Origin of the sequence: Cytobacillus sp. Bva_UNVM-123, from assembly GCF_046351715.2 — a bacterium.
GTDB lineage: Bacteria > Bacillota > Bacilli > Bacillales > Cytobacillaceae > Cytobacillus.
Genome location: NZ_CM177772.1, coordinates 3,206,179 through 3,232,652, shown reverse-complemented (window position 1 = coordinate 3,232,652; position 26,474 = coordinate 3,206,179). Strand labels below are relative to the sequence as shown.

Here is a 26,474-nt window from a genome sequence, read left to right as displayed (position 1 = left end):
TTTCTATTAAGGATAAGCTTAGAAGATAAAAAGTCCCGTATTACACGAGGACTTTTTATCATGGGATTTAAGCTTTATTATCAATATTAAAGTCACCAAAATAGTTCATGATGATTTCCTCAACTTCGGTAAAGGGAACGACGCTTGTGGAATTATTTAGGATATATTCCTCCTTATTCCAAAGATATTTACATGCTTCAACTAAACCGATCGTGTCTTCACACCATTTAATGTATTGAATTTCTTGTTCAAGTCCCCGCTTTAACACAGCAGAACTCATTAATATTCTTGGTTTTATGACATTTCGTTCTTTCAAGCTTTTTATTCTCTCACTAACAATGTTTTTCATTTTATTTAGACGCTGTTGTCTTTCCTTTTTATACATATGGAGTTTAAGGAGAACTTCATCAGCAGGAATATTATCCATAAACAATGTTTGCATAAGAAAAGCATCCTTCATTTTTGGTATTTCAGGTGGAGTCAGAAGCCAGTTTATTAATTCACCCTTTCCTTTTTCGGTAATGGAATAGATCTTTTTATCAGGTTTACCTTCTTGCTCTACAAGCCTGCTTTTAATGAACTCGTCTTTTTCAAGCTTATTTAATTCAGGATAAATTTGCGAAAGATGTGAATGCCAAAATACACTCATAATATCATCAAATTCTTTCTTTAAATCATATCCGCTCGCTTCCCATTTACTTAAAAACCCTAGTATGCCAAAACGTAAAGACAATGAACTTCATCCTTTCAAAAAAAGATAATTTCAACTAGCCTGTATGTAATCCTTTGAATAGCCCTTCCCAAGTCGTGGGAAAACGAATATTCCAGATATCCCTATAATGAATAAGATTCCAGAAAAACTAATGATCGTGTTTAAAACACCTACCTTAGATAATAATACACCAATTAAAAGGACACCGGGCAGTGCCATTGAACTTGATATCATATTAAATAAACTAAAGGTTCTCGTATAATTCTCACTAGAAACAGTATCTTGAAGATAAGTAATGATAGTGACATTATAGCAACCTACCGCAATTCCCTGCATAAAAAATAGTGGCAGAATCTGTAGCCAATTCGAAATAAAAAATAGGCAGCCAATACTAATACTTAGTGCAAAGAGTGGAGCGATGATAAGCCATTTTCTTTCAACTTGTCGATACCATCTTGGGGCAATTGCAGCCCCAATTGCAATGCCAATAAGTGAAGCCGTTCCAATAAAGCTTAAATTTTCAACACCAACTAATAATCGCTCAGTCAAAAAATTGATAAGAATTAAATCAACTGATGAGATAAAAAAAATCGCTAAAGCTAAAAAGGAAAACAATGCCTTCAGTTGAGGATGATGAATGATGTACTTGATTCCTTCACTCATTAATGTGAATGGCCGCTGTTTTCCCTTTCGTTCTCGTTTAATGAGCGGCTTAATTTGATTAATAAAAATAAATGAAAGAAAAAGAAGTGTCGCAGACATGAGTAATAATAAAACAGGCTGAACAGACAGTTTGATCATGAGTGCTGTAAAGATTTGTCCACATATTTTTACAGCAGTAAGACCGACATAAAGGAAACTATTAGCGGTTGGCCGCTCTGCAATTTTTACGACATGAGGTAATAGTGATTGGTTAGCAGGCATAAAAAATAATCCTAAAATACTCAACATAATTAAAAGCAAATAAGCCCACTGATAACTGATAAGCGGCAACGAAATGATAAAAACAGCAATGACAGTTATCCGAAGAATATTTGAATATGCCATAACCTTTTGTAATGTTTTATTCTCAATCCATGTGCCAATTGGCAGAGCAAAAAAAGTGATGGGTAAATAGTAAGCAACGAAGAAAAGAGTATATGCCCCCGTCCCATTTGATTGAACTTCAATCCATTTTAATAAAGAAAAAAACATCACAGAATCTGCAAAAACACTAGAAATTTTCCCTAAAAATAAATAACGAAATGCTGGATTGTTTTTTAATATCATTCATTTTCCACCTTCTTGGAGATAATATACAATAGTTTAATATATAATATTTTATATGTAAATATTTATATATAAAAACAGAGAAAAAAACCTCATCACATTGATGAGGCTTTTCGGCTTATTATGAACTTTTTCTGTACTAGATTAATTTACTATCAGGCAGTTTCATTCCATTAATGGCATGATCAACAATAATGGCGGCAGAATCGCGCTTATATATATGATGTAGTTCGATCTTCATTTTTTCTGATATTTCGTCGTTTTGCAAAACAGTATGAACATGCTTGACAACTTCAAATATGGAGTGTGATATAAGTGCCGCTCCTTTTTGTTCAAAAAATACTGCATTCTCTGATTCTTGACCTGGTATAGGATGATGCAAAATTAGCGGGACCTTTGTAGCTGTTGCCTCAGTTAAAGTTATCCCACCTGGTTTCGTAATCAAACAATTGCTTATCGCAAATAATTCATGAATATCTTCTACATAGCCGAATAATCGAAAAGATACCGGAAATAAAGAGGCCATAGGCTGTAAGCTCTTGTATAAAGAATCGTTTTTTCCACAAATGACGACAATTTGGTAAGTAGGAAAGTGGAGCAGCAGCTCGCATAATTCTTTCACATTTTTTAAAACGCCAAAAGCGCCAGCAAGAATGGTGATCACTTTTTTATAAGGATTTAGCTGAAATTTATGATAGACAGAATGTTTATTGACTGGCATTTCAAATTGTGAGCGTATAGGGATTCCGCTAATCGTAATACGCTTTTCACTAATATGGTAGTTTAATAGACAGTTTTTGACCATTTCTGAGCTGACGAAATAATGGTGAATATATGGATTCATCCAATATGGATGTAAGCAGTAATCAGTAACAATCGTATATGTCGGAATTGAAATTCTTGATTTTTTTATAAGTGATGGTGCTGCATGGAGTGGAAAGGTTAATAGGATAAAGCTTGGATTATATTGATGAATGAGTTCTAATAGTCTCTTGCGGCCGAGGTAACTAGAAAATTGTGCAAGTCCTTTCGAATTCAGTTTATTCGTGCCGTAATAAAACCATTTATAGAAAGTAGTATGAGAAGAATAGCTTTTGATTAGCAATGATTGTGTAATAGTTGAAAAGGCAGGATAGGATTCCTCGAATAAATCAGAAACGATCGGATCGATGTCTCTTTGTTTTAAATGACTTTCAAGGACATTGGCAGCTTGCACATGTCCATTGCCATATTTCGCAGTAAGAATTAAAGCTGTAGGACGTCTCATTGTGGAAAACCTCCGTCGTTTTCTTTAGTTTACCAAGTGAATTTTTAGGTAGTATGAAGGAAATTGATCGTAATATAAATTTTTTGAAAAATTATCTAGATTTTTTTTACAATGATTTAACACTGCGTCAAGAAAGAATTTATATTCCTTTTATAAAATAAGCTTGAAGAAGTTTATAACGGGAGGGATTGTGTGAGAATCACGGTTGCTGGAACAGGGTATGTTGGGCTTGTGACAGGTATTTGTTTAGCAGAAATGGGTTTCGAAGTTACATGCATCGATATTCAAGAGAAAAGAATCAAAATGCTGCAAACGGGGTGCTCCCCCATATACGAGCCAGAGCTTGAACAGCTTTTACACAAAAATCTTTCTAATGGCCGTTTATTTTTTACAACGAATCCTCAACATGCTTATTCAAATGCAGATATTATTTTTATTGCTGTCGGAACACCAGAGAACGAAGATGGAACGGCAAATCTCGATGCTGTATTTAACGTTTCACATGCAATTGCGATAAACGCCAAAAATGACATGATTATTTGTACGAAAAGTACAGTTCCGATAGGAACCAATGATCGAATGGATATGCTAATTCAACGAAAAGGATGCAGTCATTGTGGATGGGCGCAATTGTTATTCACTTGAAAAAATTCAACACTATGGAATTACTTACGTTTCTATTGGTAGACCTAGCGGGAATACTAGGGGTTATATGTGGCTGTATGAGCTACAATTTATTAGGATGATGAAATCAGCACGTATAAGGTTTTATTATTTGGAGGTGGATCATATGAAAATCGCCTTTTTCACTGACACCTTTTACCCGGATATAAATGGGGTTGCTCGAACATTAAAACGGTATACTGATTATTTAAGTAGCCGAAATATTTCGTATAAGGTTTTTGCTCCAACTGCTCTAGAGGGTGAATATGTGACGAACCATATTCACCGTTTTAAAAGTCTTCCTTTTTTTCTATATCCTGAATGCCGTTTAGCCTTTCCAAACCCTTTCCAAATGAAAGAGGAATTAATTAGTTTCGCACCAGACGTTATCCATGTCGCTACTCCATTTAATATGGGGCAATGTGGAGCATATTACGCAAAAAAACTGAATATTCCATTAGTAGGTTCTTATCATACTGATTTTGACTATTATTTAGAATTTTACGATTTGCAATTTATGTCAAAGTATTTATGGAAATATATGAATTGGTTTCATCGCTCATTAAGGAAAACTTTTGTTCCAACATTTGACACGTTAGAAAAATTAAAGAGAAAGGGATTTACGAATATGGAAGTGTGGTCTAGAGGGGTGGATTGTCAACTTTTTCATCCTCATTATGATAAGTTCGCTGTTCGGCAAAAATATCAAATTCGCAAAAAGTTTCTTCTTATTTATGTAGGACGACTGGCACCGGAGAAGGATATCAAAACACTACTAGAAGTAGCAAAAGCCTTGCCTCCATCTATAAATGAAAATCTTCAGTGGTTAATTGTCGGTGACGGTCCTAGCAGAAATCAAATGCAAAAAGATGCTCTTGAAAATATGGATTTTGTCGGTTTTTTACAAGGAAGGGATTTAGCAGAAATCTATGCAGCAGCAGATTTATTTGTGTTTCCATCGCCAACCGAAACATTTCGAAATGTTGTTCTCGAATCATTTGCTAGCGGAACACCTGTTGTCGGTGCAAATTCAGGCGGAGTGAAATGTATTATTCAAGAAGGGATTACGGGTAGGCTATGTCAGCCAGAAAATGTACAGCATTTTACAAATGCTGTAATAGAACTTTTGCATAATCACTTATTAAGAAACCAAATGGGGATTGAGGGCAGAAAGTATGCACTCACTCAAAAATGGGATACGATATTTGAAAACTTGCTTCATTCATATACAACTGTAATCGATAAAGAAAATAAACAGGAATATGCTTAGTTAAGAAAAAGATAATTCCCTCTTTAGTAAAAAAATACACATGTGAGCTTTTATTTGGAAAGCATCATGTGTATGACGAATAGCTTCTATTTATTCATTCGCAACTATAGGTGCCCGAACAACAGACTCGAATTTTCCTTTATGAGTACCATCGCAAAATGGTGCTTTTGCAGACATGCCACAACGACAAAGGGAGAATGTTTGTTTCGTTTCATATTTATTTCCCTCTGCATCAACTAATTCAACATCTCCAGTAATTCGATAAGAACCGTTATCATTCACTTTAATTGTTACTTTAGACATCATTAACCACCCTTTCACAAATTTGCCACAATTTATAATCAATGTTATAAGGAAAAGAGGAAAAAAGCAATATCGTTATATATAAAGCATGAAAATATCACAGCAAAAAGGGTGGAAATGATGAAAATAATCATCACGAAATTAGCAGGAAATAAACTAAAAGCTCGGCTAGCAGCAAAGAGTGGCTATTTAAAGCTGAAATATGATATTGATGACTGCGGGTGTGGTGTGAATGGTGTACCAGTACTTTGGTTTGTAAACGAATTAGAGAAAGACGACAAGGAAATAGAAACGGAAGCCGGAAGCATTTATATTGAAAAATCGCAGTTAGTCTTTTTCGATGAAAAAATGACAATTGACTTTTCTGAAAAAGCTAATTGTTTTCAATTGAAAAGTACGAATGAATACTTAAACCCGAGAATGAGTTTTTACGATCGGACATAAATAAAAAATGCTGAGTAGAAATTGCAATCCAATTTGGAATGTGATAAATTAAATAGAAATTAGAGGTGGGAAAAATGCAAATAATAACGATTTCCTTATCACAATTACATCATCATATGAAATAGTCTTGCTATCCGATTTTTAATAAATCGTTAATAGGAAGGCTATTTATCATGAAACCGCATTGATTAAGTATATAACTTAAATCGAATGCGGTTTTTTTATTTTTTAAAAAAATTGGAGGAATAATTTAATGAAAAAAATGGATTATCAAAATGTTAAGGGAACACAGGATTATTTACCGGATGCAGAGGTTGTTCGCAGAGAGATTAGGAGAACATTAGAAGATGTATTTATCCAGTATGGCTGCAAGCCATTGGAAACCCCAATCTTAAATTACACAGAGCTCCTCGCTTCTAAGTATGGGGGAGGTGCGGAAATAGTAGAAGAAATGTATACGCTAACTGACCGGGGTGAAAGGGAGTTAGCATTGCGCTATGACCTTACCATTCCATTTGCAAAGGTTGTCGCTATGAATCCAAGCTTAAAGCTGCCCTTTAAAAGATATGAGATTGGAAAAGTATTCAGGGACGGACCGATCAAAACAGGAAGATTCCGTGAATTTACTCAATGTGATGTTGATATTGTTGGCGTAGAATCACAAATTGCGGAAGCGGAATTAATGATGATGGCTTTAGATGCCTTTGCTAAACTTAAATTAGACATTACGATCAAATATAATAACCGAAAATTATTAACGGGTATACTTGAAGTGTTTCAAACAGAAAAAGAAAAGGTAAATAAAGTAATTCTGATCCTCGATAAACTTGAAAAAGTAGGGCTGGAGGCAGTAACATTCGAACTTACAGAACAAGGACTTTCAACTGCAACCGTTTCATATATTAATCAATTTTTATTGGATAAAAAGAATACAAGCTATCAATATTTTGAGCCATTTGCTAACAAAAATGAACTGGTTAAAGAAGGCTTGGCAGAGCTAAAGGAGTTAGAATCTTATTTAGAAACATTAGGTGTCAAAGCTCAATGTGTATTTAATCCCTTTTTAGCAAGAGGCTTAGAAATATATACTGGTACGATTTATGAAATATTTCTAACGGATCAAACGATTAAATCTAGCATTGGCAGTGGAGGAAGATATGACAACGCTATTGGTGGATTAATCGGAACAAATGAGAATTTTTCAACAGTCGGCATATCATTCGGACTTGATGTCATCTACACGGCCTTCAATCAATTGAAGGAACAAAAGCTGAATGATTCTACTATCGATTTCTATGTTATTCCGCTAAATACATTGAAAGAATCCCTATTAGTTGCGAAAGCTTTAAGGGAACAGGGCTATAAGGTAGAACTTGAAATGGGAATCAAAAGGTTAAGAAAAGCTTTAGATAAAGCAAATAAAGAGAACATCCGCAATGTTATTATTATTGGTGAAGAGGAGGTAAGAAATAATCATTACAAAATGAAAGATATGCAGACTGGTAAGGAAGGAATCGAAACATTCTTTTTTGATAAATAGATGTGAAATGAATCAGGCACTATTCTTTAAAGGATAAGTGCCTGTTTTTATATGGCTATGAAAATCAATTTTTTGATTATGCTATTTTGTTGATTGGAGCGGAAATCAACAGGTATGTTTAATATAGTTAATTATTTACGTTAAAAATTGTCACATTAGTAAGCCATGGTTTGTCATACTTAATAGAGGGGGTGAATGTGGCGTGTATTCTAACAAACTAGAATATGGTATTCAGGAAATAAGTGAGATTAGCGTAGAAGAATTACTTGCGGAATACCATCGGCAAATATTTGTCTATTGCTATAACATTTTAAGAAATACTCATGATGCAGAAGAAGCTGTGCAAGACGTTTTCTTAAAGGTTTATGAGAGTAATAAGTTAAGTGAAATCGACAATCATCGTGCCTGGTTGTATAAAATTGCTCATAACCATTGCATAAATAAAGTGAGAAGAAGGGCAATCATTGAATTTATTCCTTTTACCGAGAAAAATCGTTCTCAGAAAGAAATCCAGTATGAAAAGCATGAAGACCTTGAATTGGATTACATACTAGCTAAACTATCAGCAAAGGAAAGAGCAATTATCGTTCTCCGCATTATCGAGGATAGAGATTTTGCAGAAATAGCCATAATTCTTAATATTTCAGTACCAGCCGCTAGAAAACGATTTGAACGAGTTAAGCTGAAAATCCAAAAAACGATCGAAAGGAGAACCCACGATGAATAATAAAATTAAATCATTTGAAGAGTTTGAGCAAAGATTTAAGAAACAAGCAATTCCCGAAATGCATTCGAATGAGTATTTGACTGCAAAAATAGTAAAAGAGAAAAAAAGACCGATATTTTTACGGGCATCATTCATTACAGCATTTTTGACGATTTTTGCTTCGGTTTCAATTGCTACGGCGGCTATACATTTTACAGGGTGGAAGTTTTTTAGCTCAGATGGAAAGCAAATTTTTGAGATGAATGAAATGACAGATGAAGAAGCAGAACCGCACCATAAGTATGATGAGGTAATGGCAAAATATAGAAGTGTAAAAGACAAGATTAGTCAGGATATTCCACTTGGAAAGTTTAATTATTTCTTACCAGTAGATGCTTATGAGAAAATTGGTGTATCAGCATTAACAGCGCTTTACAGTGGCAAAGAGTTAAAAAGTGTAACGGAAATACCAATTGATATAAAGGAATTTCTTCATTTAAAGGATGAGTTACAAAATAAATTAGAACTTCAATCAGGAACAATGTATTACGAGGTTCCTACTGAAAGAGATCATTTAAAATTAGCGGAGGAAATGTACAAGGAAGCAAAGGAAAAGAATTTAGAGTACATTACAAGGGAAGGAACTTTAACAGCTGATTTGTCAAATTTAACTCTTCATTATGAAAGTGAGAGCACGAAAATAGAAGATCGGCAAAGCATTCATATCATTATACAACCTATTAAAGAGAAGTTGTCGACAACAGATGATTTATCAATACATACTCAAATAACGAAAGATGGAATTGACTTTTTATATAATAAAGAGCGACATCAAATATATTTTGTAAAAGAAGATGAATTTGGGAAATTTTTAATTTCTATTTCTACTTCATGGTGGCCAGATAAGTTCGTAGAAAGTGAAGAGATTGAGGGATTAATCGAAATTGCCAAGACTTTTCTAAATTAAAAATGGTATTGTGAAAAATGATGCATGTTTCCCGCTTTATGAACATTAAATGTTAAAGATGTTAGTAAAGCGGAGGGAACAGCATGAGAAGGAAACAGACAGTCTTTATTTTTATCGTTATTTTCCTGTCAGCTTGTACAGCTGTACCAATGAACAAGGTCATTGAAAAAGACATCCCCTTTAATGTAAAAGAAGTCATCCACAAAGAAAAGGTTAAGGATGGCGTCATTTTACTTTATTTAACACATCAGAAAAACAAGCAAGGTGAGTTCGATGCTTTAACTGTTGCGTTTTTAAAGGGAAATGATAAAGATGGATGGGAAAATGCTGGCCATAATCATTGGGAATATGAGGAAGATGAACAGCTTACTGTCTATACGACAGTATTTTATGTTTATGATCGCGAAGGAAACGTAGAAACAAGGCATCCAGTCATTTTTGGAAAGATTGAAAACAAGGAATTTAATCGAGTGGAAGTGTTAGGAGCGGAGGAGCGAGTAGACAGCGCTCGGATCATTAAGAAAGAAAGCGGGCGCTATTATATTAAAGTGGGAGACTACAAATCGGCAAGAGGAATTTCAAATGACGGAGCGGGAATGGGCAGACCAGATTAGGAGCTACTGGTCTGCCCATTCATCCCTTTCTGTTTTGGAAATACATAATCATTCAAAAATTCATCAATTGCTTTTTCATAGTCGTCTTTATTTTCATTCAATGATTGTGCATGAACACCATTTGAGGCAATATAAAGCTTTTTTGGACCTGTTTTTCGTTCAAATAATGCTTCAGACATGGTTGGCAAAATAAAATCATCTTTTTGGCTATGAATAAACAGGATTGGATTTTTAATGTTTTCGATAACAGAAATAGGTGAGACATCTTTTATGGAATATTTTTGCCGCATTCGTAATACTAAATCGGCAACAGGAAGGATGACTTTTGGTGGTAATTTCATCCCCTTTTTTAATAAATGGGAAAGCTGCTCTTTAAAATCGGAAAATGGACAATCAGCAATATAGAAATCTGCACCATCTTCAATCATTCCAGCATATAACAGCATCGTGGCAGCACCCATTGATTCACCGTGAATGCCAATTTGAATATGAGGCCCCTTTGTATCTTTTAACCAATCAATTACTGCTTGGAGATCGAATTTTTCATAATGGCCAAAGCTCGTTGTTTTTCCTCCAGATTCACCGTGACGGCGGTGATCATAAATAACCGCATTGAATCCACGCTTTAAAAAAAGATTCATGTACTTAATTGAATTGATTTTGTTCTCTGTTACTCCGTGTGAAATAATCATATAGCGATTATGAGGATGAGGCTCAATAACAATTGCTTTTAAATTATAGCCGAATGGAGAAGATATGAGCACTTCCTCCTTCGGTAAATTTTCAAACTCGATTGGATTGTAGCGACCAGCTTGTTTTTCCCTATTTACAATAAATTCATCCGCTTTCTTTTTCATATACATTAGTCTATTCGTAAAATACAAACCGATTGATGTCAAAAAGAGAAGGAAAGAAATAAAGTATCTTGTCAAACGAAGTAGTCTTTTCATATTTTTCTCCTCCAATACACAAAATTCCCTTGTTTTATTTTACCATTTTGGAAAAAAATAAAACAAGAAAGAGGATTTTAATTTGCTTTTAACGGGATTTCTTACTAGCTAAAATAAAATAAGCTACTCAGGGAGCAGCTTATTGCTTAGAATTTTCTCTTTTTGTTGGATGGATGGCCTTTTCTAATTCCTCAGCAGCAATTGTTTGATTAACTGTTTCACTATTTGGCTTTCCCTTTTGGCTATAACCTTTGTCTCGTTTTTGACTCATGACTTTTTCCCCTTTCTCATATTTTACATTTGTTAGGATGGTTAAACATGAACGAGTTTATTCATCTAGTAAGGAATACGTTAGTCGCTTTATTTTATAATGAATCATGAAGTAACGAGCCTGTCACATAATATTCATAATTATTTATTTGTTATATTTAGTCATAAATAGTTATAATTAGGTAAATTGAATACTTATTTCTTCGAGCTTGGACTCCTAAAAGGAAACTCATGGATAAAAGCCTGGGCCATTGCCCACAGGGTATTTTGGGAAACTGAAATGCTTTTCACATTTATAAAGAAGGAGGATATTTTGGAATTGACGATCATCCAACCTTTTTGTGTTGGATTTTTTTGTTTTTCTAGAAAAGCTTGAAAGGGGTGTTTGTAATGAGAGCAAGAATAAATAGTCGTACATTAAGGTTATTAAAATTAGATGAAGGAATTTTTCATGAAATGGAACAGGAATTTGGTCATCCTATTCATCTATTTCAGCTAGAAAACCGCGAATTGGAAAGATTAATAGAATCGAAAATTCGACTTCATTTGGATGAGTTCGCAAAAAAAGATACAGTTGAAAATACAAATCAGCTTTTTGATGATTGCTTTCTATTATTTGAAATTGACAAGCATTACCTTCGTATTGAAAAACTTCTGTCTCCATTTTTAGAGAGCTATGTAAATAGGGTCCATTCTAATAAAATGTGGCGACATTACGACTTTATTCGAGATAATTTAAGCTATGTTATGCAAAAATTAATCCATTATAAAGGTGAAAAACAGACCGTTATTGTTTTATTAAATACTATTTTATATGAAATAAGGGAAATTATAAAAAGCGAAGAGAATTTTCTTTTTCCAATGGCTTTAAATAATTTGAAAGATCATGAATGGGCTAAAATGGCTAAAGAAAGTGATATGATAGGCTATTGCTTTAACATTCCATCTGTTGAATGGAAGCCAAAAGGAAAAGTATTCTCAATCTAGATACATGCTTATTTATTATTTTGTAGCGCTTGAGCTTCGTAACTTTGCTTAAAGCGCTACTGTTAATTGTTCATTTTCTATTTAATTCAAATTCATTTGTTTTAGCCGATAATAATGACTATCAATCGGACGATTTACGTATGGTTTAATTATGTCAATGGCCATAATCAGCTTTTCTAACGCAATATTCGTTTCTATTCCCATCCTTTCAAGCATATAAACAACATCTTCTGTTGCCACATTTCCCGCAGATCCAGGGGCAAATGGGCAGCCACCAAGTCCGCCAACTGAAGAATCAAAACGTTCGATTCCAGCTTGTAAAGCAGCAAAAATATTCGTAAGAGCAAGCTTTCTCGTATCGTGAAAATGGGCAGTCAGTAACGTATTTGGAAATTCTGCTTTTAAACGACTAAATAGTAAAAATGATTCATGTGGAGCAGCCATGCCGATTGTATCAGCAACACTTAACTCATCAACACCTGCTTCAACAAATTGACGACATAAGCTTAATGTGTCATCAATCTCCATTTTTCCTTCATATGGACAATAAAAGGCTGTCGATATACAAGCCCGTACAAAATAGTGCTTTTCCTTCAATTCAGCAATGATAGGGACTAACTCTTTCATACTATCCATCGTTGGTTTATTTATGTTTTTTAAATTAAATGTATTACTCACCCCTACGAATACAGCAACCGCTGTACAATTAGTCAAATAGACCCTTTCAATTCCTTTTCTATTTGGGGTAAGTACAATATTACGTGTACTCTCATCCAAGCATTCAGAAACAATTTCCTCTGAATCAGCCATTTGTGGCACCCACTTCGGTGATACAAAGGAAGTTAATTCTAATTCCGTTATCCCAGCTGTTCTTAAGTAGTTAATAAAATTTTTCTTTATATTTGTCGGAACAAATACTTTTTCATTTTGTAGACCATCTCGTGGACCTACTTCAATAATCGTTACTTTTTTAGGCAATTGTAGCGTCATGTTTTCTTCTCCCCTCTCATAGTTTTTAACAGGTACAGCATTGGATTGTAATCGCTATCTTTATTTTAGTTTGAATGATTTTGTAAATGCAAGAATAATAGAAATTTTGCTAAAATTAAAGGATTTTTTCTTTAATTCTCGAAATAAGTGAAGGAAAAGATGAAGAAAGGATGAAAAATATGTCGCAAACAGAAGTAGTAATTGTTAGTGCTGTTCGGACAGCAATCGGAAGCTTTAATGGAAGTTTAAAAGATATATCTGCTCCTGAGCTTGGTGCAGTGGCAATAAAAGGAGCACTTGAGAAGGTCGGTTTGAAACCTGAGCTTGTAGATGAAGTAATACTCGGAAATGTACTACAGGCTGGACTTGGTCAAAATCCCGCTAGGCAAGCAGCACTAAAAGCGGGACTCCCTGAAAGCGTTTCCGCAATGACGATTAATAAAGTATGTGGGTCTGGATTGAAGGCCGTTCATCTCGCAACACAGGCCATTTTGTCAGGTGACGCAGATATTGTAGTAGCAGGTGGAATGGAGAATATGAGCCAAGCTCCGTACATTCTAAAAAATGCTCGCAACGGCTTCAAAATGGGAAATCAACAGCTGGTAGATTCAATGATTGCGGACGGATTATGGTGCGCATTTAATGATTATCATATGGGAATGACAGCTGAAAACCTTTGCGATAAATATGATCTAACAAGAGAAGAACAAGATGAATTTTCGGTGCAAAGTCAGGAAAAAGCAATCAAGGCAATGGAAAAAGGTAAATTCAAGGACGAAATTATTCCAGTTGTGATTCCACAAAGAAAAGGTGAACCGATCATTTTTGATACAGATGAGTATCCGAAAAAAGGGACGACAACTGAAAAACTAGCACTTTTACGTCCAGCTTTCAAAAAGGATGGCAGTGTAACGGCTGGAAATGCTTCAGGAATTAACGATGGGGCAGCTGTCCTCATTGTCATGAGTAAGAAAAAGGCCGATGAACTTAATATTCAGGCTTTAGTAACGATTAAAGCAAATGCAAGTGCAGGGGTGGATCCAAGTATTATGGGAATTGGCCCTGTTAAAGCCGTTAAAAAGGCGCTTGAGAAAGCAGCTATCTCAATGGAAGACCTTCAATTAATTGAAGCAAATGAAGCATTTGCCGCTCAATCCTTAGCTGTCGGTCGAGAGCTTCATTTTAAAAACGAAAGATTGAATGTGAATGGGGGAGCTATTGCATTAGGACATCCAATCGGAGCAAGTGGGGCTAGAATACTAGTGTCATTAATTCATGAAATGCAGAAGAGACAGGCTAAGACAGGACTTGCTACTCTATGTATTGGTGGTGGAGAAGGGGTCGCCACCATTGTTGAATTAGCTTGATTGATCTGTCTGCTAGATAAAATGGAGCTATCATTCAAAATTTAATGCACCATAATACGGGTGATTGGGAAAGGGAGATGAACAATATGAAAACGATCTGTACTTCCTTTAATGCAGCAGTAGAGGGGATTCAAGATGGTACTACGATAATGGTTGGGGGATTTGGACTTTGTGGAATTCCAGAAAACCTTATCCTTGCTTTAGTGGAAAAGGGTGTGAAGGATCTAACGGTTATTTCGAATAACTGTGGGATTGATGATTGGGGACTCGGCTTGTTATTAAAAAATAAACAAATTAAAAAAATGATCGGTTCCTATGTAGGGGAAAATAAAGAGTTTGAAAGACAAGTTCTTTCAGGAGAAATTGAAGTCGAATTATTACCACAAGGAACATTAGCAGAAAAAATTCGTGCAGGCGGAGCAGGTATCCCAGCATTTTATACGCCAGCAGGTGTAGGCACACCTATTGCTGAGGGTAAAGAAACAAAAATTTTTAATGGCAAGGAATACTTGCTTGAAGAAGCATTGACAGCAGATTTTAGTTTAGTAAGGGCATGGAAAGGTGATAAGATGGGGAATCTCGTCTATCATAAGACTGCGAGAAACTTTAATCCAATGATTGCTGCCGCTGGTAAAGTGACAATAGCAGAGGTGGAAAACTTGTATGAAATAGGTGAGATCGATCCGAATTATGTTCATACACCAAGCATTTATGTTCAAGCATTAATTAAAGGAAATCAGGAAAAGCGAATCGAAAGACTTACATTATCTAAATAACCATTAGGAAAGGAGATGTTGTCAATGAGTAACGAAAAAGCGATTGTTCGAGAAAAAATAGCTAAACGTGCTGAAAAAGAAATAGAAAATGGCTTTTACGTTAATTTAGGAATTGGGATGCCTACTTTAGTAGCAAACTATATTTCAGCCAATAAGGAAGTAGTACTGCAATCGGAAAATGGCTTGCTTGGCATTGGACCTTATCCAACTGAGGCGGAAGTTGATCCAGATTTAATTAATGCTGGCAAGGAAACGGTAACAGCCATTTCAGGTGCTGCTTATTTTGATAGTGCTGAATCTTTTGCGATGATTCGCGGGGGACATGTGAATATCGCCATTCTTGGTGGAATGGAAGTCTCTCAAACTGGTGATCTGGCAAACTGGATGATTCCTGGAAAAATGATTAAAGGGATGGGTGGTGCCATGGATCTTGTTCATGGCGCAGGAAAAATAATTGTTATTATGGATCACACGAATAGAGAGGGCGAATCGAAAATCCTCAAAAAATGTACACTTCCACTGACAGGAAAAGCTGTTGTAAATCGGATTATTACGGAAAGAGCTGTTATCGATGTAACAGAATCGGGTTTAAAGCTCATTGAAGTTGCGAAAGGATTTACAGTGGAGGATATTATTCAATCGACAGAAGCTGCATTGCAGGTGGACGAACATGTTTTAACAGATGCGTATTAGCCTTTTTAGAAAAGCTCAGCCCTTGATGCTGTGCTTTTCGTTCGTTTTTAAAGATTTATGATATAATTAACCACAAAAAAAGATTTATGAGGCGATATGAATGAAAAAGAAAAGACAATCTGTGCAAGTAAAAAAAGATGATAAGCCTTTAACACTTGGTGATATGCTGAACACAGATATAATGGAACAATTAAAAGGAAAGAAACAGGAACTAAAAGCAGTAGAAGATAAACAAAAAGAAGAAGATGAGCAAAAAAAGAGAGAAGAAAGAAGACTGCGAGAAAAGAATAAAAGCTTTGAACAATTGCTTAGTGAAAGTGAACTTAACTGGAAAGAATATAAATGACAAATTGAAGGGTAAAGTGAACACAAAAGAAGTATTTCTCTATTCAAGGAGAGGAATACTTCTTTCTTTTTCATGAACTTAATCTATAAAGAAAAAATTTAATATTTGAAGCAAATAGAAATTAGACACGTTGTGATTTACCTTTGATCTTCTTTCCAATATAAAATAGTTATTCATATTTTTAGTATCAAATATATTTACAATTTTATATGGATAGGCAAGCTCATTACTCTGCTTGGAAATTAGATTACTATGTTATAATACAAGGAAATTTTGGAATTTAGAGAGAGGTATGTTACTTGAAAAGAAACGTATTATATATTGAAGATAATGAGAAAATAGGCAGTTGGGTAAAAGAAGAATTGGAACAGCGAGGATTTTCAGTTCAGTGGCTGCTTTCTGGTGAAGGAGCCGAAAAAGAAGTAAATCTGCATGAAATAGTTATTTTGGATATCATGTTACCCGGTTTAGACGGATTTACTGTGGGAAAACGATTAAAAAAGGCAGCTCCAGCTGTTCCTATTTTGCTTTTATCTGCTCGAACATCGATAGATGATAAGGTAGATGGTTTACAATTTGCTGATGACTATTTAACGAAACCATTCCATACGGATGAATTAATTGCAAGAGTAGAAGTATTAATCCGTCGAAGTGGTGGAACACATTCCGAACGCGTTTCATTAGGAAATCATATTGAAGTAGATCCAGAAGTCCAAATGGTATTTGACAAACACACAGGAGAAGAAATTATATTGACAGGGAAACAACATCAAATTTTAATGTACTTCTTACGACACCCTAATCGAGTTTTACCAAAAGAACAAATTTATGAAGCGATTTGGAACGAACCTTACATAACTGGCGATAAAACATTAATGGTACATATCCATCGACTGCGGCAAAAATTGGAACGTCATCCAGATTCCCCAGAGATTATTGAAACGTTGAAGGGAATAGGCTATCGGGTGAAACTATGAAACAGACTAGATCATTATTTCGTCGTTTTCTAAAAGGACATTTTCTATTTATCTTTTTTCCTCCACTTGTGCTTATTTTCTTCTTTGCGTTCGTTGATTTTCCGGGTATCAATGAAGAAGATCTCAATATGTTAAATCAATTTTACGTTATACTACTTTTGTTTGGTCTTATTATTGTCGCATTTGTTGTAATGTCTTGGCTGTTCTTCTTGGGACTTCGTAAACGTCTAACCTGCTTACAAGAAGTCATGTCATTTTCAGCTAATCATAACTCATTTCCTAAACCAATATCTGTTCAAAGTAATCGTATGGATGAAATAGACCAGCTAGGAAGTTCTTTTAATTGGATGATTCAGCAGCTTGAAGACAGTCGCAAGCGAGAATATGAAGAGGAATTATTACGACATCGACTCATTGCGAATTTATCTCACGACTTACGAACGCCACTTACCATTTTGAGAGGACATATCACCAAATTAAATAAAGAATCAATAAGTTTAGAAGGACAAAACTCATTAACAGAGATAAACCATACGATTACAAGAGTCGGAGATCTAATGGATGATTTACTTTCCTATACATTGCTTACCTCAGGGAAACATCCTTTCGGGCCAACTTCAACAGATATTGTACGTTTAGTAAGAGCATCTGTTGCTGCGTGGTATCCTGTATTTGAAGAAAAAGAAATTCAGCTTGATGTTGATTTACCGACAGAGGAGACTTTTTATTGGGAAGCAGATCCTACATGGATGACACGGGTTCTGGATAATTTATTTCAGAATATTCTTCGCCATGCAGCAGAGGGAAAGTATGCAAACATTGTAGTTGATGTAGAAAAAGAACAGATCATTGTTGCAGACAGAGGTCCAGGTATGGATCACTCTTCCCATGAGCGTGGGGCGGGGATTGGTTTATCGGCTTCAAATTATATGTTGAAAAAAATGAAGCTGAAAGCTGACTTTATATCAACTGAAAATGGCACAAGAGTAGCTATTGGCAGAGCTTAATCTAAAGTTAACCCAGAAGAAAACAACATGATAACCAAGATGTAACTTTGCTTCTTTATAATGAGAACCATAACAGAAAGGAAGTGTTATGGTTGCTTACAATTAATAACTTAGTCAAACAACGCGGAAATCAAGAAATCTTATCAGGTGTCAGTTTTAAAGCTAGACCTGGTAGAGTAACTGGTTTTTTAGGTCCAAATGGGGCAGGAAAAAGTTCTACACTTCGCATCCTGCTTGGATTAGATCGTGCCACCTCAGGGAGTGCACTAATTAATGGAGTGCCATTCGCAGAATTACATAATCCTCTAGCAACAGTAGGTGCTGCACTTGATGGATTTGGAGCTCATCGTATGCGAACAGGACGGGCACACTTGCGTTGGATTGCTTGTGCCGCAGGATTGTCTCGCTCACGTGTCGAGGAAGTTCTGGAAATAGTAGGTCTTACGAATGCAGCTGGGAAAAAGGTTGGAAATTATTCCCTTGGTATGGGGAGAAGACTTGGAATGGCAGCTGCACTACTTGGTGATCCAAAAATATTGGTTTTAGATGAACCCGTAAACGGGCTCGACCCAGAAGGGATTCGTTGGATTCGGACATTTTTACGTGAACGTGCTGCGTCTGGTAAAACGGTGTTACTATCCAGTCATCTAATGGGTGAGCTTGCAGAGACGGTTGATGATGTGGTGATTATTAATCATGGAAAAGTCGTTGCAGATGGAACATTGGAAGAAGTAATAGGTAACCATTCCACGCTGGAGGAAGCCTTTTTTGCCCTGACATCTGAAAATACGGGTGATGTTGTATGAGAGCATTCAACGCGGAACTATCTAAATTGTTCTCCCTGCCGGGCATTTGGCTAGCCTTTCTTATTGGGGCATTTGCCCCAGCGGTCATTGCTGCCTTGGACAGTATAGTAGAAAAAGAGGAGATTATAGCTGGAGTTAGCACACGACTATCGGAAATTGGCTATATTGGATTAGGTCTTGGTGTGCAAGGTATCATCATTCTTGGTGTGCTTGCTGTCAGCAGTGAGTATTTGACAGAGAGCAGTGAATCTGGTGGAGGGAATCAGATTACAACGAGTTTAACCGTTGTTTCATCCCGTTTCCACTTTTTGCTGGCAAAAGCAAGTGCTGTGACAGTGATCAGCATGCTGCTTTCCATTGTTGCTATTCTAACAACTGTGTCAGCAACAATTCTTATTCTTGGTGAATACGCACCTGCATTTGAAGCATCTAGACTGATCGGTGCGGTTTGTTACTGGGTATTTACTGCTCTTTTAGCATTTGGGATTACGGTTCTAACTAAGAATGGCATTATCCCGCTTGCTGTGCTCATGATAAATTCATCTGTTGTGACAGTCTCTTACCTCCTTACTAAGATTACAAAATTAGCGTTTTACTTACCAGATATGGCTGGCCTTGATATGTTTATGGTTACGAGCGACAGATTTCACACCCCATTCACAGGTGGTTTAATCATGTTTGCTTGGGTAACTGTTCTTTTCATTGTAGCAGCCATTGTATTCCATAGGAGGGACGTTGCATCATGAGTGTCTCATCTAGTAGAAAGATAACACAAATTCTTGGTGCTGAACTGGATAAATTAATTACATTACCATTGATATGGCTTACTCTTATGTGTACATTCATTCTTAATTTAGTTTTAGTCGCAGCTTTTACTTCTGCTGGTCTACAAGGGGCAGCAGGAACGCAAAGTATAATGAATATAGGACTTGCTTCTATGGGATATCTTCAAGCGGGTTTCATTATTCTTGGTATCTTAGCTACTTGTTCGGAATATACGGGTGGTCAGATTCAAACTACTTTAACTACGATACCTTGGCGTGGGCTTCAATTATCCATGAAGCATTTGGCCTTGGCAATTATAACCATTCCTGTGGCGTTTACTATTGCTGCATCAGGTGTACTATATACTTTTATGATGATGAGAGAAACAGCAGTAGAAATTGAAATAGACACAATGATAAAAACATTAGTAGGTGCAACAGGATATCTAGCATTAACCACACTTCTCAGTGCAGCTATAGGTGCTTTATTTAGACAAACCACTCCTGCTTTAGTGGTACTCCTTGGTTATTATTTTATTGTCAGTCCATTGTCGAGAGATTTTCAACCTGGTATTAAAAATTATTTTCCGGATGCGGCAGGATATTATATGTATATGCCGCCTTCCTCTGATAAAATAAATGTCCTTACAGCAATGCAAGGGACAGGTATTACAATGTTATGGACACTGATCTTTATTACAGTAGCTATTGTATTTTACCGTAAACGAGATGCCTAGTTTAGGTTTTATCATTTAGACAAAATAAGGAAATGACAAGGGCGTTAAGCAAAAGGTTCCATTGTAAAAGAAATTGAAAGTAAAGCTTTGACATGGTATCGTCAATTAAAACATTAAAAGACGACGCTACATAATGAAACAAAGGCGTCGTCTTTTTCATCTTTTCAAAATAAAGAAATCACATTTACTTTTATCAGTCTTTACTTATTATCTATGCTCCCCATAAGTATTCATTTTCACAATGGATTGAATAACAGCCTGCTCCTTGTCAGATAGCGGAGTCGCTTGAACAGCTTTTGCATTTTCTCTAATTTGTTCAACTGAACTGGCACCTGTAATGACAGAAGAGACAGTAGGATTGGCTAAATTATAGTGAAGGGCTATTTCAGTCATTGAATTACGTGTTGAGATTTTTTCTCTTAGCTGATAAATAACATCCTTCAATTCTGTGGCGCTGTAATCTAGATAGCTATTTTCAATTGCTTTTTCGAGCATTTTATTTGTTAATAGCCCTTTGGCGAGTGGTCCTCTTGTCATAACCCCTATGCCCTTATTCTGAAGAAGTGGTAGAGCTTCTTCCTCTGGTCGACGATCCAAGATGCTGTATTGCATCATTACAGATGAAATATTTGATTTTTTTACAAACTCCTTTATGACATTTGGCCGAATTGACGAGATTCCGTAATATCGGATATAGCCATCTGCTTTTAGTTCCTCAAATGCCTCAATTATCTCTTCGATTGGATCTTCGATCGTACCACCGTGTAGTTGGTATAAATCAATATAGTCAACCCCTAATCTTTTCAAGCTGTCTTTAACTGCTTCTTTTAAATATTTTTTCGAAGGATCCCATCTCCAGCCATTTTTTTGTTCGTTCCAGCGGTTTCCACCCTTTGTGGCAATAATTAATTGCTCTCTATACCTTTTTAATGCTTGACCGACAAGCATCTCGTTTTCACCGTAATCATATAAATCAGCTGTGTCGAAAAAATTTATACCAACTCGTATAGCCTCTTCGATTATTTCATGAGCTTTTATTGGATCAGTACCGAGAGACATGCAGCCAAGTCCTAATTCACTAACATATAAATCGGAGTTCCCTAATTTTCTCTTTTTCATAAAAATGACCTCTTTTTCCACCTTTTCTTTTTATTTTAACGAAAGTTTCTATCTTACATCAAATAAATTGGACAATTTTAACTTTGATATGGGAACTAAAGATTAATTTTATTGTTATATTTATTCAGTTTTACACAAATAAATAAGGAAGCCTTCATTTAATCTTTTTCTTTTTTGCAAAAATCCACTCTTGCAAAAAATCGTATTCTTTTCGGTATTCCTTTAATTTTTCACGAATCTCCCAAGGTTTTCCGATGATAATAACTCCCTTTTTATGTAAGTGAATTTTCATGCCATCCTCCTCCAAATAAAGTATGGTAATATGTATGAGTGAGAATAAACGGAATAGAACAGGAGTGGCTGAACGATGGATCGACTAGAGGAAAAAACGATAAAATCCGAACAGATTTTTAAAGGCAGAGTTGTCAGTCTTCAAGTGGATGATGTGGAGCTGCCAAACGGAAAAATAGCGAAACGAGAGATTATTAAGCATCCAGGAGCAGTAGCAGTTTTGGCACAGACACATAATGATAAAATCATCATGGTCGAGCAATATCGCAAAGCACTTGAAAAAACGATTGTAGAAATACCTGCAGGTAAGCTTGAGTTAGGTGAGGATCCAGCAGAATGTGCAAAAAGAGAGTTGGAAGAAGAGACAGGGTATGGATGTACCGAACTGGAATGGCTTATTTCCTTCTATACATCTCCAGGATTCGCAGATGAAATTATCCATTTATATATAGCTAAAGGGCTCGAAAAGAAAGAAAATGCGGCCTCCTTAGATGAAGATGAATTTGTAGATTTACTTGAGTTAACACTTGAAGAAGCGGAAGCTTTCATAAAGGAACAGAAAATTTATGATGCAAAGTCTATATATGCTATTCAATATTTGCAGTTGCAAAGGGCGTTGAATAATAAATGAATCAGTATTATGCAGATTTACATATTCATATTGGTAGAACGATGTCTGGTAAGCCAGTAAAAATAACGGGAGCTAAATCATTAACGTTTACGAATATTATTGAGCACTCTCGTAATGAGAAAGGCCTGAATATGATTGGCATTATCGATTGTCATTCGCCAGAAGTCATCATTGAAATAGAACAACTAATCAAGACAGGAGATGTTACACAACATGTCGATGGTGGATTAATGTTCGGGGATTTAACAATTATTCCTGGCTCTGAACTCGAAATATACGACGAGAATTGCAAAGGCCCAATTCATGTTCTTTGTTTTTTTCCAAGCATAGACATCATGAAGGAATTTTCATTGTGGCTCTCACAACATTTGAAGAATATTACACTCAGTTCGCAACGAATATACGCAACTGGTTTGGAATTACAATATAAAGTGAAGGAACTTGGCGGCTTATTTATTCCAGCTCATGTATTTACTCCTTTTAAAAGCTTGTATGGTAAAGGAGTCAATTACTCTTTAACAGAAGTATTCAATAAAGAACAAATTGATGCGATCGAGCTTGGCTTGAGCTCCGACACTAATATGGCTGATCAAATTAAGGAACTTCACAATTATTCGTTTATTACGAATTCAGATGCTCACTCCTTAAAAAAGATTGCACGGGAATATCAGATTCTTTCCTTGAAAGAGCCAACTTTTAAAGAGTTAGAGAAAGCTTTAAAAGGGAAAGATGGGCGAAAGGTGAAGGCTAATTACGGTTTAGATCCGCTTTTAGGAAAGTATCATGGAACAACTTGTGCACAGTGCTTCGAGCCTGCTGTTCCTAATAGCAAAGTATGCAAGCATTGTAACAGCACGAAGTTTGTCAAAGGGGTAGCAGATAGGATTGCTGAGTTAAAGACTGCCAGCTCATCACCAGTGAATCGCGCTGTCTATATTCATCAAGTTCCACTAGAATTTATTCCAGGACTCGGGCCCAAAATGCTTGAAAAGCTATTGAATCATTTCGGTACAGAAATGGCAATTTTACATCAGGTCCCATTCGAACAACTTGCGGAAATTATTCCTCCTAAACTTGCAGAACTCATCGTAAAAGCGAGAGAAGGCAAACTTAGTTTAACTGCCGGTGGTGGCGGGAAGTATGGGAAAATCGCTGATTAAAGCATAAAATATTTTAAAAGGATAGAGCTTCTTAATTAAGCTTCTATCCTTTTTTAGAATCTGAATTTTGACTTTACATTTCGCTAGGTGCTTTTATCCCGAGAAGTCGAAGGCCTTCGTTCAAAACAATCGTTACTGCTTTAACTAAAGCTAATTTATCATTCAGCTTGCTATAATTAGCTGATAATATTTTGACGTTATTATAAAACTTATTAAATTCTTGAGACAGATCAATTACATATTTTGCAATTTGAGATGGTTCATTTAAGGTGAAGCTTCTTTCAATTACTGTAGGGAATTCCATTAGAAGCTTTATGACGAACCAACTGCTTTTATCATTTAATCCAGTTAATTTATCAACTTGTATGGTTTGTTGTGCTTTTCTTAAGATGGAGCATGCTCTTGCATGTGTATATTGTATATATGGCCCTGTATTTCCTTCGAATTTTAACATGTCCTCAAGACAAAATTCGAAATTGTTTTGCCTTTCATTTTTCAAATCATGAAATATGATGGCACCGACCCCAACCATTTTTGCTATTTCATCTTTGTTAGAAAGAGAGGGATTCTTTTCTTCAATATTTTTTTTGGCTAATTGGATTGCTTCATTTAATACTTCATCTAATAAAACGACTCTGCCTTTTCTCGTAGACATTTTCTTTCCGTTTTTCAGAATAAAACCAAAAGGGACATGAACGAGAGTTTTTGCAAAGGAGTATCCAAGCTTTTCGAGCACTAAAAAAATTTGTTTAAAATGAAGACTTTGTTCATGACCAACCACATATAATGTTTTAGCAAACGGCTCGTTCTCGTATCGATAAATAGCAGCAGTTAGATCTCTCGTTGCATATAGAGTAGCTCCATCCGATTTTCTAATTAAGCAGGGAGGTAAGCCGTATTCTTCTAACTTTACAACTTCCGCGCCTTCTGAAGTTTCAAGCAAGTTTTTTTGCTGGAGGTTTATTATCGTTTGCTCCATTTTATCATTATAAAATGCCTCTCCATTAAATGAATCGAACTGTATATTTAATAATGTATATATTTTTGAGAACTCTTTCAAAGATTCATCACGAAACCATTGCCAAAGCTGCTTTGCTTCCTCATTTCCATCTTCAAGTTTTTTGAACCAAATCCGCGCCTCTTTCTCAAGCTCTTTGTTTGACTCTGCCTCATCATGGAATCTTACATATAATTTTAATAATTCTTTAATCGGATTTTTTTCAATTATCTCATGATTACCCCATCGTCTATAAGCAACAATTAGTTTTCCAAATTGTGTGCCCCAATCACCGAGATGATTTATTCTAACCGCTTTATATCCACATTTTTCGATAATGTTCCCTAATGAATGACCAATAACAGTAGACCTTAAATGTCCCATCGAAAAAGGCTTTGCAATATTTGGTGATGAAAAATCAATGACAATTCTTTGCTCTTTGTCAAGTGTCTTGGAACCATAATTGGCTTCTTTTCTCAAAATTTCTTTTAAAATCGTTTGGCCAACTACTTCTTTATTAAAAAAACCATTTACATATGGTCCATCTGCCACAACTTTTTCGAAAAGTGGGTGCTGAAATTTTGACGCTATTTCTGAAGCAATTGTAACTGGGGAAGTTTTTAAACGGTTTGCTAATCGAAAACATGGAAAAGCAATATCTCCTTTATTCACATCCTTTGGTTTTTCAAGTAATTCTTGTATGACGCTAGTATGGATTCCTTTATCTAAAGAGATCGAAATCTCTTCTGCAAAAGCCATTAATAATTTTCCCATAAAAAAATCACCCTTTCAATTCATTGGCATTTGTAAAACAAGTATGATAAAAAAAAATCCCGTCTCTAAATAGAGACGAGATTACCCGCGGTACCACTCTGTTTGGCCCAATTGGACCAGCTTCAAAATTGATAACGGATATTATCCGACTACACCCTACTATTTTCAGGCTGCTTCTTAGAAGTGCGTTTCATTATGAAAAAGCTATTAGGCTTTCACCATCCCTAATTCGCTTAAGCTTATTTTTCATAACTACTCTCTTCCGCATTGAATTTAACATATTTTTACTATCATACGAGATAATAGGAATAAATACAATCACTTTATTCTTTAATTTTTGCAAACACACAAGTATCTCTAAGTTCTTTGCCATCAGCACTTAAGCTATCACTTCGCAAAATTCCCTCAAGGGTAAAGCCTATTTTTTTAGGGATTTTTCGGCTGTTCTCATTTTTAGGATCACAGCGAATTTCAATTCGATTAGCTTGAAGATGCAAAAAAGCAAAATCGACTAAGCTTTCGACTGCCTCAGAGATATATCCTTTTTTCTGATAGCGTGAATCACACCAATAGCCAATTTCGAACTTCCTTACTTCCCAATTAATCCGGTGAAGTCCGGTTGAGCCGATGAATGCATCATCATTTTTGCGAAAGATGTGAATCCGAATATCTTCTCGCAATAAAAATTGAGCATATGATTTTCTTACGTTTATTTCAGCTTCTTCCTCTGTTTGTTCTTTATTGGCGAAGGGAAGCCATTTTTTCAAATCTTCGACTGAAGCTTGAATAGCGTTATAAACCATTTTTCCGTCACCAGGTAAGCAAGCACGTAAATAAAGTCTTTCTGTTTCAATTTTTTCTGGAAACTCTACAAAAATCGGGTTCATCTTTAGCAAGACCTCCTTATGCTAAAACGAAAATGAATAGTAACTAAGATTCATAATAGTATAGTGGAAGATTTTGGGGTGATCAAGGTATTTTTTTAAAACAAAAAGCATTTAGCATATGTTTAAAGGACGAGCATACAATTTAATAACAGAATTTTAATAGGTGGCTTGCGCTTGTGTCACAAGTATA

Annotated in this window: 30 protein-coding genes, 1 riboswitch and 1 other annotated feature; of the genes, 19 read left to right on the top strand and 11 right to left on the bottom strand. The window is 35.6% G+C overall.

Annotated elements, in window-relative coordinates:
• Nucleotides 1-67 precede the first annotated feature (67 nt).
• The 3 genes from KDN24_RS16660 to KDN24_RS16650 form a co-directional block, all read right to left on the bottom strand.
• A complete protein-coding gene (locus KDN24_RS16660) occupies nt 68-733 on the bottom strand; it encodes a PadR family transcriptional regulator (RefSeq protein ID WP_409972429.1) in 666 nt (221 codons plus the stop codon).
• 30 nt (nt 734-763) lie between these two features.
• The gene (locus KDN24_RS16655) at nt 764-1,981 is read right to left on the bottom strand and encodes an MFS transporter (protein ID WP_409972430.1); all 1,218 of its coding nucleotides are present in this window, start codon (nt 1,979-1,981) and stop codon (nt 764-766) included.
• Nucleotides 1,982-2,120: 139 nt separating this feature from the next.
• Complete coding sequence (locus tag KDN24_RS16650) at nt 2,121-3,248, bottom strand: MGDG synthase family glycosyltransferase (RefSeq protein WP_409972431.1); 1,128 nt, start codon at nt 3,246-3,248, stop codon at nt 2,121-2,123.
• Between the two features lie 192 nt (nt 3,249-3,440).
• Here KDN24_RS16650 and KDN24_RS16645 point away from each other — a divergent pair, with 192 nt between their 5' ends.
• Together KDN24_RS16645 and KDN24_RS16640 are read left to right on the top strand one after the other, a co-directional pair.
• On the top strand, nt 3,441-3,893 hold the full coding sequence (locus KDN24_RS16645) for a hypothetical protein (RefSeq protein ID WP_409972432.1): 453 nt from the start codon (nt 3,441-3,443) through the stop codon (nt 3,891-3,893).
• Nucleotides 3,894-4,038: 145 nt separating this feature from the next.
• Nucleotides 4,039-5,181 (top strand): glycosyltransferase family 4 protein, encoded by a 1,143-nt coding sequence (locus KDN24_RS16640; RefSeq protein WP_409972433.1) that lies wholly within the window; start codon nt 4,039-4,041, stop codon nt 5,179-5,181.
• 90 nt (nt 5,182-5,271) lie between these two features.
• On the opposite strand, the gene KDN24_RS16635 is transcribed toward KDN24_RS16640, so the two are convergent.
• Nucleotides 5,272-5,484: a CDGSH iron-sulfur domain-containing protein gene (locus KDN24_RS16635; RefSeq protein ID WP_409972434.1), complete on the bottom strand. Its 213-nt coding sequence runs from the start codon at nt 5,482-5,484 to the stop codon at nt 5,272-5,274.
• A 120-nt stretch (nt 5,485-5,604) separates the two neighbouring features.
• Between KDN24_RS16635 and KDN24_RS16630 the strand changes: the two genes are divergently transcribed.
• From KDN24_RS16630 to KDN24_RS16610, 5 genes are all read left to right on the top strand, one after another.
• Nucleotides 5,605-5,928, top strand: a complete 324-nt coding sequence (locus KDN24_RS16630) for an iron-sulfur cluster biosynthesis family protein (RefSeq protein ID WP_409972435.1) — start codon at nt 5,605-5,607, stop codon at nt 5,926-5,928.
• 253 nt (nt 5,929-6,181) lie between these two features.
• Complete coding sequence (locus KDN24_RS16625) at nt 6,182-7,468, top strand: histidine--tRNA ligase (protein WP_409972436.1); 1,287 nt, start codon at nt 6,182-6,184, stop codon at nt 7,466-7,468.
• A 202-nt stretch (nt 7,469-7,670) separates the two neighbouring features.
• A complete protein-coding gene (locus tag KDN24_RS16620) occupies nt 7,671-8,195 on the top strand; it encodes an RNA polymerase sigma factor (RefSeq protein ID WP_409972437.1) in 525 nt (174 codons plus the stop codon).
• Entirely contained in the window at nt 8,188-9,141 is a 954-nt protein-coding gene (locus KDN24_RS16615; protein WP_409972438.1) for a hypothetical protein, read from the top strand. Before KDN24_RS16620 ends, KDN24_RS16615 begins: the two co-directional genes overlap by 8 nt.
• A gap of 83 nt (nt 9,142-9,224) precedes the next feature.
• Nucleotides 9,225-9,755 (top strand): hypothetical protein, encoded by a 531-nt coding sequence (locus tag KDN24_RS16610; RefSeq protein WP_409972439.1) that lies wholly within the window; start codon nt 9,225-9,227, stop codon nt 9,753-9,755.
• Here KDN24_RS16610 and KDN24_RS16605 read toward each other — a convergent pair.
• Together KDN24_RS16605 and KDN24_RS16600 are read right to left on the bottom strand one after the other, a co-directional pair.
• Nucleotides 9,752-10,705 (bottom strand): alpha/beta hydrolase, encoded by a 954-nt coding sequence (locus KDN24_RS16605; protein ID WP_409972440.1) that lies wholly within the window; start codon nt 10,703-10,705, stop codon nt 9,752-9,754. The two genes, KDN24_RS16610 and KDN24_RS16605, sit on opposite strands and share 4 nt — an antisense overlap.
• A 139-nt stretch (nt 10,706-10,844) precedes the next feature.
• The gene (locus tag KDN24_RS16600) at nt 10,845-10,976 is read right to left on the bottom strand and encodes a hypothetical protein (RefSeq protein ID WP_409972441.1); all 132 of its coding nucleotides are present in this window, start codon (nt 10,974-10,976) and stop codon (nt 10,845-10,847) included.
• A 188-nt stretch (nt 10,977-11,164) separates the two neighbouring features.
• Nucleotides 11,165-11,295: riboswitch (molybdenum cofactor riboswitch) on the top strand.
• Nucleotides 11,296-11,365: 70 nt separating this feature from the next.
• Here KDN24_RS16600 and KDN24_RS16595 point away from each other — a divergent pair.
• Nucleotides 11,366-11,962: a hypothetical protein gene (locus tag KDN24_RS16595; RefSeq protein WP_409972442.1), complete on the top strand. Its 597-nt coding sequence runs from the start codon at nt 11,366-11,368 to the stop codon at nt 11,960-11,962.
• Between the two features lie 81 nt (nt 11,963-12,043).
• On the opposite strand, the gene KDN24_RS16590 is transcribed toward KDN24_RS16595, so the two are convergent.
• Entirely contained in the window at nt 12,044-12,952 is a 909-nt protein-coding gene (locus KDN24_RS16590; protein WP_491348085.1) for a hydroxymethylglutaryl-CoA lyase, read from the bottom strand.
• Between the two features lie 179 nt (nt 12,953-13,131).
• Here KDN24_RS16590 and KDN24_RS16585 point away from each other — a divergent pair, with 179 nt between their 5' ends.
• The 9 genes from KDN24_RS16585 (at nt 13,132) to KDN24_RS16545 (ending at nt 20,425) form a co-directional block, all read left to right on the top strand.
• Nucleotides 13,132-14,319, top strand: a complete 1,188-nt coding sequence (locus KDN24_RS16585; protein WP_409972444.1) for an acetyl-CoA C-acetyltransferase — start codon at nt 13,132-13,134, stop codon at nt 14,317-14,319.
• Nucleotides 14,320-14,405: 86 nt separating this feature from the next.
• Nucleotides 14,406-15,095, top strand: a complete 690-nt coding sequence (locus tag KDN24_RS16580; RefSeq protein WP_491348084.1) for a CoA transferase subunit A — start codon at nt 14,406-14,408, stop codon at nt 15,093-15,095.
• A gap of 24 nt (nt 15,096-15,119) precedes the next feature.
• On the top strand, nt 15,120-15,788 hold the full coding sequence (locus KDN24_RS16575; protein ID WP_409972446.1) for a CoA transferase subunit B: 669 nt from the start codon (nt 15,120-15,122) through the stop codon (nt 15,786-15,788).
• A 100-nt stretch (nt 15,789-15,888) separates the two neighbouring features.
• A complete protein-coding gene (locus KDN24_RS16570; protein WP_409972447.1) occupies nt 15,889-16,134 on the top strand; it encodes a YqkE family protein in 246 nt (81 codons plus the stop codon).
• A gap of 299 nt (nt 16,135-16,433) precedes the next feature.
• Nucleotides 16,434-17,111 carry a response regulator transcription factor gene (locus KDN24_RS16565; RefSeq protein ID WP_409972448.1) on the top strand — a complete coding sequence of 226 codons (678 nt, stop codon included), beginning with the start codon at nt 16,434-16,436 and terminating at the stop codon, nt 17,109-17,111.
• Nucleotides 17,108-18,118 carry a histidine kinase dimerization/phospho-acceptor domain-containing protein gene (locus KDN24_RS16560; protein WP_409972449.1) on the top strand — a complete coding sequence of 337 codons (1,011 nt, stop codon included), beginning with the start codon at nt 17,108-17,110 and terminating at the stop codon, nt 18,116-18,118. Before KDN24_RS16565 ends, KDN24_RS16560 begins: the two co-directional genes overlap by 4 nt.
• Before the next feature lie 92 nt (nt 18,119-18,210).
• The gene (locus tag KDN24_RS16555; protein ID WP_409972450.1) at nt 18,211-18,924 is read left to right on the top strand and encodes an ABC transporter ATP-binding protein; all 714 of its coding nucleotides are present in this window, start codon (nt 18,211-18,213) and stop codon (nt 18,922-18,924) included.
• A complete protein-coding gene (locus KDN24_RS16550; RefSeq protein ID WP_409972451.1) occupies nt 18,921-19,670 on the top strand; it encodes an ABC transporter permease in 750 nt (249 codons plus the stop codon). Before KDN24_RS16555 ends, KDN24_RS16550 begins: the two co-directional genes overlap by 4 nt.
• Nucleotides 19,667-20,425, top strand: coding sequence for an ABC transporter permease (locus tag KDN24_RS16545; protein WP_409972452.1), 759 nt, complete (start codon nt 19,667-19,669; stop codon nt 20,423-20,425). The genes KDN24_RS16550 and KDN24_RS16545 overlap by 4 nt, the downstream gene beginning before the upstream one ends.
• Nucleotides 20,426-20,632: 207 nt before the next feature.
• On the opposite strand, the gene KDN24_RS16540 is transcribed toward KDN24_RS16545, so the two are convergent.
• Nucleotides 20,633-21,544, bottom strand: a complete 912-nt coding sequence (locus KDN24_RS16540; RefSeq protein ID WP_409972453.1) for an aldo/keto reductase — start codon at nt 21,542-21,544, stop codon at nt 20,633-20,635.
• Nucleotides 21,545-21,698: 154 nt separating this feature from the next.
• Nucleotides 21,699-21,836, bottom strand: a complete 138-nt coding sequence (mciZ, locus tag KDN24_RS16535; RefSeq protein ID WP_409972454.1) for a Z-ring formation inhibitor MciZ — start codon at nt 21,834-21,836, stop codon at nt 21,699-21,701.
• A gap of 75 nt (nt 21,837-21,911) precedes the next feature.
• Here mciZ and KDN24_RS16530 point away from each other — a divergent pair, with 75 nt between their 5' ends.
• Nucleotides 21,912-22,466: an NUDIX domain-containing protein gene (locus tag KDN24_RS16530; protein ID WP_409972455.1), complete on the top strand. Its 555-nt coding sequence runs from the start codon at nt 21,912-21,914 to the stop codon at nt 22,464-22,466.
• On the top strand, nt 22,463-23,626 hold the full coding sequence (locus KDN24_RS16525; RefSeq protein ID WP_409972456.1) for an endonuclease Q family protein: 1,164 nt from the start codon (nt 22,463-22,465) through the stop codon (nt 23,624-23,626). The genes KDN24_RS16530 and KDN24_RS16525 overlap by 4 nt, the downstream gene beginning before the upstream one ends.
• A gap of 73 nt (nt 23,627-23,699) precedes the next feature.
• Here the strand turns inward: KDN24_RS16525 and argS are convergent, their stop codons facing one another.
• Nucleotides 23,700-25,397, bottom strand: coding sequence for an arginine--tRNA ligase (gene argS / locus KDN24_RS16520; RefSeq protein WP_491348083.1), 1,698 nt, complete (start codon nt 25,395-25,397; stop codon nt 23,700-23,702).
• 68 nt (nt 25,398-25,465) lie between these two features.
• Nucleotides 25,466-25,674: a binding site (T-box leader), on the bottom strand.
• A gap of 46 nt (nt 25,675-25,720) precedes the next feature.
• Nucleotides 25,721-26,284, bottom strand: a complete 564-nt coding sequence (locus KDN24_RS16515) for a GNAT family N-acetyltransferase (protein WP_409972458.1) — start codon at nt 26,282-26,284, stop codon at nt 25,721-25,723.
• Between the last annotated feature and the right edge of the window lie 190 nt (nt 26,285-26,474).

What these genes read in the sequence shown, in the direction of transcription:
- KDN24_RS16655 (WP_409972430.1), bottom strand. Translation starts at nt 1,981, where the DNA reads ATGATATTAAAAAACAATCCAGCATTTCGTTATTTATTTTTAGGGAAA.
- KDN24_RS16650 (WP_409972431.1), bottom strand. Translation starts at nt 3,248, where the DNA reads ATGAGACGTCCTACAGCTTTAATTCTTACTGCGAAATATGGCAATGGA.
- KDN24_RS16640 (WP_409972433.1), top strand. Translation starts at nt 4,039, where the DNA reads ATGAAAATCGCCTTTTTCACTGACACCTTTTACCCGGATATAAATGGG.
- KDN24_RS16635 (WP_409972434.1), bottom strand. Translation starts at nt 5,484, where the DNA reads ATGTCTAAAGTAACAATTAAAGTGAATGATAACGGTTCTTATCGAATT.
- KDN24_RS16630 (WP_409972435.1), top strand. Translation starts at nt 5,605, where the DNA reads ATGAAAATAATCATCACGAAATTAGCAGGAAATAAACTAAAAGCTCGG.
- KDN24_RS16625 (WP_409972436.1), top strand. Translation starts at nt 6,182, where the DNA reads ATGAAAAAAATGGATTATCAAAATGTTAAGGGAACACAGGATTATTTA.
- KDN24_RS16615 (WP_409972438.1), top strand. Translation starts at nt 8,188, where the DNA reads ATGAATAATAAAATTAAATCATTTGAAGAGTTTGAGCAAAGATTTAAG.
- KDN24_RS16610 (WP_409972439.1), top strand. Translation starts at nt 9,225, where the DNA reads ATGAGAAGGAAACAGACAGTCTTTATTTTTATCGTTATTTTCCTGTCA.
- KDN24_RS16605 (WP_409972440.1), bottom strand. Translation starts at nt 10,705, where the DNA reads ATGAAAAGACTACTTCGTTTGACAAGATACTTTATTTCTTTCCTTCTC.
- KDN24_RS16600 (WP_409972441.1), bottom strand. Translation starts at nt 10,976, where the DNA reads ATGAGTCAAAAACGAGACAAAGGTTATAGCCAAAAGGGAAAGCCAAAT.
- KDN24_RS16595 (WP_409972442.1), top strand. Translation starts at nt 11,366, where the DNA reads ATGAGAGCAAGAATAAATAGTCGTACATTAAGGTTATTAAAATTAGAT.
- KDN24_RS16590 (WP_491348085.1), bottom strand. Translation starts at nt 12,952, where the DNA reads ATGACGCTACAATTGCCTAAAAAAGTAACGATTATTGAAGTAGGTCCA.
- KDN24_RS16585 (WP_409972444.1), top strand. Translation starts at nt 13,132, where the DNA reads ATGTCGCAAACAGAAGTAGTAATTGTTAGTGCTGTTCGGACAGCAATC.
- KDN24_RS16580 (WP_491348084.1), top strand. Translation starts at nt 14,406, where the DNA reads ATGAAAACGATCTGTACTTCCTTTAATGCAGCAGTAGAGGGGATTCAA.
- KDN24_RS16575 (WP_409972446.1), top strand. Translation starts at nt 15,120, where the DNA reads ATGAGTAACGAAAAAGCGATTGTTCGAGAAAAAATAGCTAAACGTGCT.
- KDN24_RS16570 (WP_409972447.1), top strand. Translation starts at nt 15,889, where the DNA reads ATGAAAAAGAAAAGACAATCTGTGCAAGTAAAAAAAGATGATAAGCCT.
- KDN24_RS16560 (WP_409972449.1), top strand. Translation starts at nt 17,108, where the DNA reads ATGAAACAGACTAGATCATTATTTCGTCGTTTTCTAAAAGGACATTTT.
- KDN24_RS16550 (WP_409972451.1), top strand. Translation starts at nt 18,921, where the DNA reads ATGAGAGCATTCAACGCGGAACTATCTAAATTGTTCTCCCTGCCGGGC.
- KDN24_RS16545 (WP_409972452.1), top strand. Translation starts at nt 19,667, where the DNA reads ATGAGTGTCTCATCTAGTAGAAAGATAACACAAATTCTTGGTGCTGAA.
- KDN24_RS16540 (WP_409972453.1), bottom strand. Translation starts at nt 21,544, where the DNA reads ATGAAAAAGAGAAAATTAGGGAACTCCGATTTATATGTTAGTGAATTA.
- mciZ (WP_409972454.1), bottom strand. Translation starts at nt 21,836, where the DNA reads ATGAAAATTCACTTACATAAAAAGGGAGTTATTATCATCGGAAAACCT.
- KDN24_RS16530 (WP_409972455.1), top strand. Translation starts at nt 21,912, where the DNA reads ATGGATCGACTAGAGGAAAAAACGATAAAATCCGAACAGATTTTTAAA.
- KDN24_RS16525 (WP_409972456.1), top strand. Translation starts at nt 22,463, where the DNA reads ATGAATCAGTATTATGCAGATTTACATATTCATATTGGTAGAACGATG.
- argS (WP_491348083.1), bottom strand. Translation starts at nt 25,397, where the DNA reads ATGGGAAAATTATTAATGGCTTTTGCAGAAGAGATTTCGATCTCTTTA.
- KDN24_RS16515 (WP_409972458.1), bottom strand. Translation starts at nt 26,284, where the DNA reads ATGAACCCGATTTTTGTAGAGTTTCCAGAAAAAATTGAAACAGAAAGA.